Genomic DNA, 12,288 nt, shown 5'->3' on the forward strand with positions numbered 1-12,288 from the left:
TCTCAATTATTTTAATGACTGCACAATTTATCCGCTATTCCTACAAAATATCTTACTCCATACCCTAAAGCCTTCTCATCGATTTTAAATTTAGGATGGTGTAGAGGATAAGCTTTTCCAAACTCATTATTATGGACGCCTAGAAATTGCATGGAAGAGGGAACGATTTCGGAAAAAGCCGAAAAATCTTCTGTTCCAAACATGGGATCATCAACCTTGATGATGTTATTCTCTTCAAAAATACCTTCCATGACCGTTCTTGAAATATCAACAGCAGCTTTATCATTTATCACTGCTGGATAGCCTAAATACCAAGTAATTTCACATTTTGCCCCATGCGCTTCCGAAATCCCCTTAACGATTTGCTCAAGATGCTCCCTTGCTTTCACACGGCTATCAGAGTCCAAGGAACGAATTGTACCACCGATTTCCGCATATTCTGGTATGACATTGAGCGCACTTCCGGAATGGAACTGAGTGACTGAAATGACTGGTGTCCTAAGTGCTGAAATTTTTCTGGAAACGATATGTTGAATATTCGTCGTAATTTCTGCACCAATGATCAGCGGATCTACCGTTAATTCCGGAGTTGACGCATGACCGCCCTGACCAATAATTTTAATTTCAAAATCATCGGCTGCAGCACAGAATACCCCTTCCCTTAAACATATTGTTCCTGTTCGTTCATAAGGAGTAACATGCAGTGCAAATGCATAATCCACTCCTTCCATGACCCCTTTTTTCACCAATTCCTGAGCTCCCCCAGGCAGTACCTCTTCTGCGTGTTGGAAAATAAACCTGATTTCTCCATCAATCGCATCTTTTTTTCCGGATAGGACTTTAGCAGCACCTAATAACATCGCAGCATGTGCATCATGTCCGCATGCATGCATAACCCCAGGATTTTTTGATTTGAATTCAATTTCTGCTTCCTCTTCAATCGGGAGAGCATCAATATCTGCACGAAAAGATATGGTATTCGATTTTCGGGCAGATTTTTTAGTTCCTTTAAGAACCGCTAAAACGCTCGTTTCGGTTGGTCTCGTCACTTCCAATCCTGAAAAGGTTTTTAATTTCCTGTAGATAAATTCAGAAGTCTGGTGCTCCTGATATGAGAGCTCCGGATTTTCATGAAAATGACGTCTCCATGAAATCACTTCATCCACAACCGTCTCCTGTATTGTCTTCATCATAAACGCCTCCTCTTAGTGCCAATATTCAGATTTTTCAGATCTTTAAAAAGGGCCATACTGTATGCTTTGAGCAATGATCAAAAAGATAATCGCTATCGCAAACTGAATCAGAAGATATGGAAACACCCATTTTACCCATTTCGTAAATGATATGCCTGCCACTGCCAATCCAGCCAATAGCACTCCAGAAGTCGGAAATACCATATTCGAAATCCCATCCCCTAATTGGAAAGCTAATACTGCTGTTTGTCTTGTCACACCCATTAAATCCGCTAATGGAGCCATGATCGGCATCGTCAATGCAGCTTGCCCACTTCCGGATGGAACAATGAAGTTAAGAAATAATTGGATAATGAACATTCCAATTGCATTTATGGCGGGAGGAAGTTGTTCAACCAATCCTGCAGCATAATATAAAATGGTATCCAGCAATCCTCCACTTGTAATGATGACTAGGATTGTCTGCGCAACTCCTATTATCAATGCCCCAGAAACCATATCGCCTGCTCCTGAAATAAAACCATTAGCCATCTTGGATGGAGTTAAGCCTCCAATTATGCCCATAATGATCCCGCTTAATAAAAACAAGCCGCCAATTTCACTTATATACCATCCTAATTTAATAACTCCATATACTAATAGGATAAAATTCACCAATAAAATAATTAAAGCGGCGCTATGTCTCTTACTTATCCTAAAGTTTTTATCAAAATGTGCATGATCTTCACGCCTGAATTTCCCATACTCCCCCAGTTCAGGGTTTCTTTTAACCTTCATTGCATGGAAATAGATGTACAATACTGTAACGACATAAAACACTGCAAGAAGAGCGATTCGCAATCCCATTCCCGAATACATAGGCAGTTCTGCAATGCTTTGCGCAACTCCTACATTAAAAGGGTTCGTAATGCCCGAAATGAATCCAGTCGCCAATGTCCCAAGCATGACGATCGCAAAACCCGTAAGTGCATCAAAGCCTAATGCAATCGTCATCGGAACAATGATCGCGATATAAACTAATGCATCTTCAGCAGATCCGATCAGTGTCCCTAATGAAGCGAAGATCAATACCATCAACGGAATAAGCAATTTCTCTTTTGTTCCGAATCGGACAGCCACAAACTTAATGAAAGAATCCAGTGCTCCTGTTGCCTGCATGATTCCCAATGCTCCGCCAAACAAAAAGACGAACAAGATAATTGATGCTCCTTCAATCATCCCTGCATGAATACTGCTGAACATTTCCAATAATCCCACTGGTGATGATTCTACGAATTCAAAGGAAGTGGGATTGACTACACTTCGGCCATCCTTTTCAATTCTTTCATATTGGCCTGCAGGTAGGATATAGGTTAAAACCGTCACGATTACAATTACGATAAACATTAAGACAAAAGGATTAATCCCTTTTTCCGGTAACTCCGTTAGTTGGTTAAGTGGCTTATTATTCTGATTAAGAGGCTCGGAAGTGATTTGACCATTAGGCAGGTCATTCATATAAATACCCCCAGTTAAAGTTTAATACGATTAATCCAGTTTTCCTGTCGGACCATCACTTCTCAACCAAACACTTAAACATACTCTTTACTAACTTCTCCAGCATAACGGGCGTATGGACGAAGGCACTATCGATGTGAAGGCGCTCAGTACGCTGGTGTGCATCCTTGCCGAATGGACCCACATTAAGTACGGGTGCCTGAAGTTTTTGCATATCAGCAAAAGGAATGCTGTAAGTATCGCCCCAGACCGGTGTATTTTTTTCAAAAGCCGTCCAGCCATCAGACTCATCAGAATATTGAACATAGCTTAAATCGCAAATGCCATTAAAATAATGAATTTGGCTGACTTCTTCATCAAGCAAGCTGGCAGTTTCCTTCATTAATTCCACAGATTCCATGATAAGCGGATCATCGGACGTATTGACGGCTGGATAATATGGCGGTGCGAACAGCAATACAATGGCGGGTGAAAGCTCCTGACATTGTATCATCAATTTTTCAGCGATCCTAAATGATTTTTCCCGCTCATCCAAATCCATGTTTCCTTTAACTTCACTCTTTATTTGCTCAACAAAACTGCCGCCAAATTTGCCCTCGGCATATGAAAGTAACTTTTCGTAGCGCAATACTTGTACTTCACCTATACCTTCAATTTGTTCACGCAGACAAAGAGCTTTATAAGATTCATTGCATTTTATCGCGGCTTCGTTTGCAACCTGCTCGAATAAATCCATTATTTCTGCAGCTGTCCTTTTCATAATGAACACATTATAAAGCGCTGCTGCACGATAAGGTGTCTGTGTTGAATATTGTAGTTTCAGATCTTTTTGCTGAAGCGATACTGGTAAAGGTGTTTCCTCGCCAAGATCACTTTCCTGAAAAAGAGTGTTCCACTCCATGTGCTGCGTGAGGAATGAGGCTATATAGTTAGCCGTTATGCCCTTTAATGGCTCACCCACATGAGTTTCTTTCCCATAAAAAAGGGCAGCGGGCATGATTTTCCCCAAAGTTCCGGAATAAATATAATGGCTATTATCGCCCGGCTTCTGTGAAAAGGAAGGTTCACTATTAAAAAACATTTTATAGGAAAGGTCATATTTATCACGTAAAGACACAAGTTCTTTAACTGCAGCCCTCATTCCCGCAGAATTCACTTCCTCATCAGGAACGGTTAACAGCAGGAGATTGATCGGCCATTTTTCAATGCTTGCCTTTTCGATGATAGCCATATGAAGGGCAAGCCCCATTTTCATATCCATTGTTCCTCTACCAAACAAGTACTTTCCTGATTCAAGATCAATGCGCGCTTCTTCCGGTAGATCATCTTTTCGGTCATGAAGTTTTTTTGTGAGCTCCTCCGGCTGAAAAGCAAGAGTCTCAAGATCACCGTATTCTTCAGTATGAACCGTATCAAAATGGCTGATTAATACAACGGTCTCCTTGCTATCGGGATGTTTATAAAAGGCAGTGACAAAATTCCTCCCTAAATCAGCCTCGTGAAGCGATAAGTACTCCGGATTCCTTTTAAAATATTCAAGCTCCCTCAATTTCTCTTGAACCTTATAAGGAAACGTCCGTTCCCCCAATGTTAGAGTACGGCTTTCCCAGCTAACAAGTTCACATAGCAAAGCACGGAGCGTTTCTGGAGTACCCCATAGTAATTGACTCATTGTAATCCCCCTTCCGATTTTCATCAAATATTAGAGTAATAGCAGGAAGAAACACTTAACGGAAATTCCCGATATATAAAACCGCAGTGACAAACAGCTCAATCCACCGTCCTGATTTTTTAACTCCGACATTTGCAGCTCAATCGTTTTATATCCAGCTTCATTCAATTGACGGGCCGTCTCTTCATATCACTTCAAAACGAAGCTTCCACGTAAGACGCATCTGTTTCATTACTTTTTCATAATCAGGTGTGCAAAGGTCGGATGCCGTTAATCCATTTACATAGCTTTTTCCTGGTGTTTTTACAATTATCAATCCCCCTTTGTACGCACCACCGGGCAGGTTAAACAAGTTGGACCGCCAGTTCCTTTGTAACTGATTTCAGTTCCTTTGTATTCATAAACCGTTGCTCCGGCATCAAGAAGCTTTTGCTTCGTGTAAGCGTTACCAGAAGATATCACGCAAACCCGCGGAGCGATGGCAAGCACATTACAGCCCAAGTTCAAGTACTCATCAACCGGCACTTCGATAAGCTGAATGCCTCGTTCAATAAGCAGTTTTCTGAAAAAGACAGGCATAAGGCGGGAATGAACTACGGCTAAATCATGGTCGACTAGGCTGATGAAAGACATAAGATGGAGACACTCTCCCTCTCCTTGATCATGCGGCAGCTGAACTACGATGAAATCATCCACAAGATGTGCGGTCATTTCCTTTAATTGCCGAATGGCTTCTGCGTTTGTACGATAACCATGTCCGACAACCAGGGTTTTATCATCAAGCCAAATGATATCACCGCCATCCGCGACCGCATCACCCGTTAAATACCCAATAATCGGTATGTTCTTTTCCTTGCAAAATTCCTTGTATACATTAGCTTCAGGCTGCCTCAATTCTTTCCCTGACTTTAAAATAATGGCCCCTTGACTTGTGAATTTGACCGGGTCATGCGCATATAAGGAGTCAATCCCGACTACCGAAGATGCTGGCAAATAATCAATGTTTGGAACATATTTCTCCAAAATGGAAATAAAGTCACCATACTCTGTTAGCGCTTCGTTGAAATCTGGCTCTTCCGCAAAGTTGAAGTTCCGCCATGCTTGGCTTAAATGCTCTTGACTAATAAAAGCTTCTTTCGGATGTTTTACAATGACACGTTCCAATGGTTTGTACATGGACGAACAATATGTCACTGCCTCCCCCTCCTTTTCCGCATAGCGGAAAACATTTCCGCCAATAGGAATTTTTCTTTTATTATAAAATTAGTTTTGGTATAATGTCAATATGTTTTAAATATTCAAATAAATTAGCGTTATATACAACTTGGAATGAAAGATAGGTGGTTTGTTTATGCAATCGATCGACCGTGCCATGAACGTTATAAAGGTGCTGGTTTCCAATTCATCGGAAAACTGGCTGTCAATTACAGAACTTTCTCAAGAGTGCGATCTTCCTGTCAGCTCCATGCATCGTTTGTTAAAAGCGATGTCCTCGCATGGATTAATCCAACAGGACGGGCACTCCAAACAATATGGTTTGGGGAATATTTGGCTCGAATACGGTTTACGTATGTATGACAAAATGGATTACATCAGCCAAATAAGGCCTGAACTGGAAAGACTGATGAACAAAGTGGAGGAAAGCGTCTATCTTAGCCAGCCAATCGGAATGGAATCACTCGTTATCGAACGAATCGACAGTGAAAAAAGCCAAATCCGGGTTTATGACCAGCTTGGCTCACGAGTTCCTATGCATATTGGGGCCGCCAATAAAGCGATGCTCGCCTATATGCCATATAAACAAGCGAAAAAAATTGTAGATGCTCTTCTGCCAACTCAAGAAAGAGCAGCTTTTTGGGATATATTGCAAGAGACTAAAATGAAGGGACATGGAATCAGTCACAGTGAAAGAACAGAGGGAACATGTTCTGTTGCCGTGCCGATATTGAACCATTTTGGGGAGGTTCACGGTGCGGTGAGCATAGGTTTTGTCAGCTTTAACCTGACAGAAGAAAGACTTGATTTCCTCATTAAGAATGTGATGGAAACTGGCAATCGGGTTTCTGCAAAATTGGGGTATAGGGGACCATGAATAAGCGAGCAGCGGTGGATTATCGGATATGCCGAAAAAGAAGATGAATCATTTCATCTTCTTTTCGTTTTTATATTAATCGCTGCCGGTCACGAATAAATCTTCCCTGAAATAGGCAAGGACCTCGCCGGCCACAACAGGTTCGCCCTCCAATACCTCCAATGATTCTATCTTTCCGCTGACACCAATATCAATGATTTCCACACATCCATCTGCCTTCTTAATCTGAAATAATTGTTCCCATTCGTAAAACCTGGAATTTTTGGATATTGAAATTTTTTCAATCCTGCCATCACAAGGGCTTAGAATCACATCAACGTACATTTACATCATTCCTTCCTTCAGTATTCTTCAAAATGAAATGGGGTTTGTAACACTAACTTGAGAAAGTTTTGGAACTCAGGTATATCTTCTTGTTCAATGCCCAGGATCGGAGCCCAGTACTGATCTAAATTAATATCATTGGCACAAAGCAGGATCATTCTTCCGCTTTGCATGGAAGTCACCATTGCTTTACCGAAAAACTGGCCCGAATATACAATGGTCACATCATATCTATAATCTTGTGACAATAAGCAATAATGATGAATAGCCTGGTTTTCTTTATTTTCGGAAAGAATATCAAAATTCAACGGATTGCCTCCTTTCTTGTAAGCCCTAATTCGTTCAGAACCTGACCCAACCTCGTAGCTGGGATGCTTCAGCTATTTTGCGAATCCCTTCAATGTAAGCCGCCACTTTCATGTTCACGGAATATTTTTGTGAAGTATGGTAGACATTCAAAAAGCTGGCCGTTATCTTTTCCTTCAATCGTTCATCCACAAGCTCTTCCGTCCAGTAATAACCTTGGTTGTTCTGGCACCATTCAAAATACGAGACTATCACCCCTCCTGAATTCGCCAAAATATCCGGAACTAGCACTATACCTTTATCATCAAGAATCTTGATTGCTTCCTTTGTCGTCGGACCATTTGCTGCTTCAATCAGGATTTCACATTTTAATCGTGTTGCATTATCTTTATTCACCACTCCGCTGATGGCTGCGGGAATCAGCACATCACACTCTTTTTCCAATAATTCTTGATTGGATAACGAATTTTTGTATAAGTTCGAAACGACCCCAAACGAGTCCCTGTTCTCCAAAAGGTAAGGAATGTCCAAGCCATTCGGATCATATAAACCTCCAAGCTCATCCGCTATTCCGACAACCTTAGCCCCCATATCATGTAAATACATGGCCAAATGACTGCCAACATTCCCGAATCCCTGAATGATTACCCGCATGCCCTCAATAGGAATCCCCTTTAAATCACATATCATTTGAAGTGTGTATAATACTCCTTTGGAAGTGGCCTTTTCCCTGCCCTTCGATCCCCCTAATCTCAGAGGCTTTCCTGTAATGAAGCCGGGTGAATCGAATTCCCTGATGTGATCGTATTCATCCAGCATCCAGGCCATGATTTGTGAATTCGTATACATATCAGGTGCCGGAATATCTTTTGTAGGTCCCACTATTTGACTTACTGCCCTGACATACCCTCTGCTTAATCGTTCAAGCTCAGATGAACTCATCTGTCTGGGATCACACACAATGCCGCCTTTCGCCCCTCCATATGGAAGATCGGTTATTCCGCATTTCAAGCTCATCCACCCGGCCAATGCCTTAACTTCTTCGGGAGTGACATCCGGGTGAAACCGAATCCCCCCTTTAGTTGGACCGGCTGCATCATTATGTTGAGCCCGATACCCTTGAAACATCCTTGTCTCCCCATTATCCATTTGAATAGGAATACAGACTTCCAGAAAACGCATTGGCGCTTTTAGAAAATCAAAAACCTGATCTGGATAGTTCAAAACATGAATCGCTTCTTTTAAGATATCCTGGAATTCTTGCAGTGGATTATCCAATTGACGTTTTTCAATACCCTTAATTTTCTCTGTCATTTTAGCACCTCACTTATATTCTTATAACTTATTAAGCAACTTTCGTGCCAGCTTTGAGGATATTATGTGGATAGCAATATACCGCCATTTCCCAATCATCAACAACATCATGCAATCATCAGGAAATATGTATTAATTCATAAGCAATTCAGATTTGCATATATAAACAGTAATGATTAAATACATAAAAAACGCAACCTTATTAGGATGCGTCAGTTTGTATATAAAAAGTTTTCGGAATGGTTTCATTCCGAAATTTTTTTGATTTTTTATTGGATTTAAAGCAGTCATGGAGAATAGTTGACCTCTTCGAAGTAATTTCATTTTCAAATAAGCATCTCGTAATCGCAAGTGTTTAATAAGATGCATCTACGGCAACAGCTTTAGGTTTTCCAACTCTTCTAATCACGTTTTCCACATTGGCTCTAGGATGTTACTATCATGTGTGTTACCTGGTGTTACAATCGTCTTTAAAGAAACGCACATAGTTTTTTCAAAAGGTAGAAAGTGAGGTACTTTATCATGAAAGCAGTAACCTAAAACTAGCGATAGTCCATGTTCGTTTGTATATCTTCAACGGTCGCGCATCGAGAGGATACCGAAGTTATATTGAATAAATGTTAACTTAAATAACAGGATCCATACTTGGGCGCCCTACCTCTGAATACATATCTTTCACCAAGTTATAAATGAAGGACAAAATTTACGCGCTAAATGGTTCGATGGTATCAGTTTATCTAAAGTAATCATTTCAAGTTTTTCTCGAATAGAATCATGTTAGAAAGCATCCTTAACACCTCAAGTTTAATACTTCTATTTTAAAACAAAAAACTCATTGTTAAACTAAGTTGATTGGAGCGAGTGTGCGAGACTCCTGCGGGAAAAGCGCGTCCAAGGGAGACCCCACAGGCGCAAAGGCACCGTGGAGGCTCCCGGACCGCCCGCGGAAAGCGAGTGCCTGGAGTGGAAACCTACGTTCGAGTTTTTAAAAACCCTCAAAAAAAACTGTAGACAAACTTGATTTTCATCGAGTTTGTCTACAGTCGGACGCATCCTTATCGGATGCGTTTTTTATTGGAAAATCTCATAGCTGAATTTCTTCAACTTGGTATTGGGGCGGAGCCTTCCGGAATGCCTTTGTGATATATATTAGATAACAAAAACCAATAATGAACCAACTTGTCCCCATTATTAGGGAACTTGTCTCAAGGTTGATCCAAAGAATGCCAATTGCTATAGCACCAATTAAAGGCATAATTAAGTATTGAATACACCCCTTTATCGTTCGATGCTTCTTTTCCCGAATGATAAAATGGCTGATCACTGACAGATTTACAAAGGTAAATGCCATTAATGCACCAAAGTTGATCAGTGACGTTGCTGTCACTAAATCAAAGAATAAAGCCGACAATGAAATGACTCCGACTATGAGTACATTAATGGCTGGTGTCTTCCACTTAGGGTGAATAAATCCAATCCATTTTTCCGGAAACACTTTATCACGGCCCATAACATACAAAAGACGGGAAACGCTGGCATGCGATGCTAGTCCCGAGGCTAGCGTATTGACGAAAGTCGTACAAAGAAAAATGGATTGAAATAGCTTCCCGCCTACATAAAGGGCGATTTCCGGTAATGCAGCATCCGGTTCCTTAAAACGGGATATATCCGGAAAAAAGAGCTGAATAAAGAAAGATGCGGTAATGAAGATGATTCCACCCCAAAGTGCAGTTAAAAATATCGCTTTTGGAATCGTTTTTTTCGGATCCGGCGTTTCCTCAGATAGTGTCGTTACCGCATCAAATCCCAAAAAGGAAAAACAAAGGATCGTGGCCCCGGTTATTATGGCCGAGAAGTCCATTCCTTCTTTTACGAAAGGTATTATTGTAAACACTTCTCCTGTACCTTCTCCATTATTCAAACCTTTGACAACAAGAATGATGAACACTGCCATGATGGCAATCTGAATTAAAACAAAAAGCGCATTAAAGTTAGCAAGTACATTGACGCTCCGAAGATTGAGAATGGTGACGATTGCTACGAACACTACTACCCAAATCCATGTAGGAACTCCTGGAAATAATGCTGTCAGATAAATTTTGGTTAACAATGCATTTACCATAGGTAAAAACAAATAGTCTAACAACGAAGACCATCCTACCAAGAATCCTAAATGAGGGTTCATGGCCTTTTGCGTATAAGTGTAGGCAGAACCTGCAGTAGGAAAAACCTTTACAAGTTTTCCATAGCTGGCAGCTGTAAAAAGCATCCCCACCAATGCAACGATATAGGCAGTCGGCACATGGCCGCCCGTAATCCCAGATACAATGCCAAATGTATCAAATACGACCATGGGGGTCATATATGCTAACCCCATCATAACGATTTGCCATAATTTCAGTGATCTTTTCAATGTAACCTCATTTTCCACCTATCATTCCTCCTTGAAACCGCTTTCAAACTATTGGGTTCATTTTCTTTACTAGATAAATCTCCATGCCTCCCTCTTTTTTAAAAGTTTTACCTGTATACCTTAATGCAATTTCTGTGCCACATGATTTCGATTCACTTCGACAAACGAAAAAACGCCTAAAATGCTACTTAATTCTGTATTCTTAACGGCAAATGATTGATTTATAGAAATGAAGTCTTTCAGCATCTCTTCCATCGGCGATTCAATTTCCCATAAATTATTCGCCTTTGCATACACAAAGCCAATGTTATCTGGTAAAAACCCTCATTAAATCACTTACTGTGACTTGGCATGATAATTGCTTGATTAATCATCTATAAGAATTCATTTATATGAGTTCTAAACTATTATAGTTATAAGAAAATGGAGGAGTAGAAAAATGAAATATCCTTTATCACCTGATGTTAAACCAGAGTTTTGTACCACAGGATCATTTATGCGCTTACCTTCTACAAGAGAAAATGCCAAATTGGCAGTGGTAGGTATGCCTTTTGATACAGCTGCTTCATTCAGGGTAGGAGCCCGGTTTGCTCCACAAGCAGTCCGCCAAGCATCCATGACGTTGTTTCCTTATCATCCCATTCACAAGGTATTTCCGTTTGACGAATGTAATGCAATTGATATTGGGGATGTTTCGGTGATTCCCCATAATATACATCGGAGCTATGAGTTAATTGAAAAGGCTATGTCAGACTTGATGAAAAACGGGATCATTCCAATAGGCATCGGAGGAGATCATTCAGTAACATTGGCTAATCTAAGAGCAGCCGCAAAAATACACGGTCCTGTTGCACTTCTTCATTTTGATTCACATACAGATACCTGGGATACTTATTATGATGAAAAATACTGGCATGGTTCCCCGTTTATCCGTGCATATGAGGAAGGTTTGCTCCAAACGGATAAAGTTTTCCAGATTGGCATCAGAGGTACGCTCAATCATCCAGGAGATATAGATTCAAGCACAGATCTAGGCTACAATGTGATAACTACGCCAGAGCTGAAGAAGAGAGGAATCGAAGATGTCGTGAAGGAAGTCAGGAAAACCATTGGGGATACACCATGTTTCTTGACCTTTGATATTGATTTTGTTGATCCATCCTGCGCTCCAGGAACTGGCACATTGGAGGTCGGCGGTCTAAATAGCTTTGAAACCCTGGAGATGATACGCTCTCTGCAAGGATTCAACTTTATTGGGTTCGACCTGGTGGAAGTCCTCCCGCCGTATGATCCAACACAAATTACTTCACTATTGGCAGCCACCATCATTCATGACTTTGCCAGTTTAGTAGCCTTACAACTAAAAGAAGAACAAAAAAAGGAGAATTCAACCGAAAAAAGCTTATAGGAGCAAACACTAACTATTAATGAAGGGACATTTCAGGTCCAAACTGTAATCGTTCAAAAGGCATCTGCT

Annotated in this window: 11 protein-coding genes; 2 read left to right on the top strand and 9 right to left on the bottom strand. The window is 40.8% G+C overall.

Annotated features, from left to right (window positions below):
* Positions 1-11: 11 nt before the first annotated feature.
* The 5 genes from ACIQZD_RS00480 to ACIQZD_RS00500 form a co-directional block, all read right to left on the bottom strand.
* Positions 12-1,190 carry an amidohydrolase gene (locus ACIQZD_RS00480; protein WP_402899816.1) on the bottom strand — a complete coding sequence of 393 codons (1,179 nt, stop codon included), beginning with the start codon at positions 1,188-1,190 and terminating at the stop codon, positions 12-14.
* Positions 1,191-1,235: 45 nt separating this feature from the next.
* A complete protein-coding gene (locus tag ACIQZD_RS00485) occupies positions 1,236-2,579 on the bottom strand; it encodes a YfcC family protein (RefSeq protein ID WP_402899819.1) in 1,344 nt (447 codons plus the stop codon).
* 166 nt (positions 2,580-2,745) lie between these two features.
* Positions 2,746-4,362 carry a M20/M25/M40 family metallo-hydrolase gene (locus ACIQZD_RS00490; RefSeq protein WP_402897219.1) on the bottom strand — a complete coding sequence of 539 codons (1,617 nt, stop codon included), beginning with the start codon at positions 4,360-4,362 and terminating at the stop codon, positions 2,746-2,748.
* 184 nt (positions 4,363-4,546) lie between these two features.
* Entirely contained in the window at positions 4,547-4,678 is a 132-nt protein-coding gene (locus tag ACIQZD_RS00495) for a hypothetical protein (protein WP_402897221.1), read from the bottom strand.
* Complete coding sequence (locus ACIQZD_RS00500; protein ID WP_402899822.1) at positions 4,675-5,538, bottom strand: dimethylarginine dimethylaminohydrolase family protein; 864 nt, start codon at positions 5,536-5,538, stop codon at positions 4,675-4,677. Before ACIQZD_RS00500 ends, ACIQZD_RS00495 begins: the two co-directional genes overlap by 4 nt.
* A 175-nt stretch (positions 5,539-5,713) precedes the next feature.
* Between ACIQZD_RS00500 and ACIQZD_RS00505 the strand changes: the two genes are divergently transcribed.
* Positions 5,714-6,454, top strand: a complete 741-nt coding sequence (locus ACIQZD_RS00505; RefSeq protein ID WP_402897223.1) for an IclR family transcriptional regulator — start codon at positions 5,714-5,716, stop codon at positions 6,452-6,454.
* Between the two features lie 75 nt (positions 6,455-6,529).
* Here the strand turns inward: ACIQZD_RS00505 and ACIQZD_RS00510 are convergent, their stop codons facing one another.
* From ACIQZD_RS00510 to ACIQZD_RS00525, 4 genes are all read right to left on the bottom strand, one after another.
* Complete coding sequence (locus ACIQZD_RS00510) at positions 6,530-6,778, bottom strand: biotin/lipoyl attachment domain-containing protein (protein ID WP_137019971.1); 249 nt, start codon at positions 6,776-6,778, stop codon at positions 6,530-6,532.
* A gap of 17 nt (positions 6,779-6,795) precedes the next feature.
* Complete coding sequence (locus ACIQZD_RS00515) at positions 6,796-7,086, bottom strand: SAV0927 family protein (protein WP_402897225.1); 291 nt, start codon at positions 7,084-7,086, stop codon at positions 6,796-6,798.
* A gap of 34 nt (positions 7,087-7,120) precedes the next feature.
* Positions 7,121-8,398 carry a Glu/Leu/Phe/Val family dehydrogenase gene (locus tag ACIQZD_RS00520; RefSeq protein ID WP_402897227.1) on the bottom strand — a complete coding sequence of 426 codons (1,278 nt, stop codon included), beginning with the start codon at positions 8,396-8,398 and terminating at the stop codon, positions 7,121-7,123.
* 1,084 nt (positions 8,399-9,482) lie between these two features.
* Positions 9,483-10,829 (bottom strand): APC family permease, encoded by a 1,347-nt coding sequence (locus tag ACIQZD_RS00525; RefSeq protein ID WP_402897229.1) that lies wholly within the window; start codon positions 10,827-10,829, stop codon positions 9,483-9,485.
* A 421-nt stretch (positions 10,830-11,250) separates the two neighbouring features.
* On the opposite strand from ACIQZD_RS00525, the gene speB reads away from it, so the two are divergent.
* The gene (speB, locus tag ACIQZD_RS00530; RefSeq protein ID WP_402897231.1) at positions 11,251-12,219 is read left to right on the top strand and encodes an agmatinase; all 969 of its coding nucleotides are present in this window, start codon (positions 11,251-11,253) and stop codon (positions 12,217-12,219) included.
* Positions 12,220-12,288: the final 69 nt, after the last annotated feature.

This window comes from Peribacillus sp. NPDC096447 (genome assembly GCF_044762725.1).
GTDB lineage: Bacteria > Bacillota > Bacilli > Bacillales > DSM-1321 > Peribacillus.

Excerpts from the sequence above, each read along its gene's own strand:
- ACIQZD_RS00485 (WP_402899819.1), bottom strand. The coding sequence starts at position 2,579 with ATGTTTATCGTAATTGTAATCGTGACGGTTTTAACCTATATCCTACCT.
- ACIQZD_RS00520 (WP_402897227.1), bottom strand. The coding sequence starts at position 8,398 with ATGACAGAGAAAATTAAGGGTATTGAAAAACGTCAATTGGATAATCCA.
- speB (WP_402897231.1), top strand. The coding sequence starts at position 11,251 with ATGAAATATCCTTTATCACCTGATGTTAAACCAGAGTTTTGTACCACA.
- ACIQZD_RS00480 (WP_402899816.1), bottom strand. The coding sequence starts at position 1,190 with ATGAAGACAATACAGGAGACGGTTGTGGATGAAGTGATTTCATGGAGA.
- ACIQZD_RS00500 (WP_402899822.1), bottom strand. The coding sequence starts at position 5,538 with ATGTACAAACCATTGGAACGTGTCATTGTAAAACATCCGAAAGAAGCT.
- ACIQZD_RS00490 (WP_402897219.1), bottom strand. The coding sequence starts at position 4,362 with ATGAGTCAATTACTATGGGGTACTCCAGAAACGCTCCGTGCTTTGCTA.
- ACIQZD_RS00505 (WP_402897223.1), top strand. The coding sequence starts at position 5,714 with ATGCAATCGATCGACCGTGCCATGAACGTTATAAAGGTGCTGGTTTCC.
- ACIQZD_RS00510 (WP_137019971.1), bottom strand. The coding sequence starts at position 6,778 with ATGTACGTTGATGTGATTCTAAGCCCTTGTGATGGCAGGATTGAAAAA.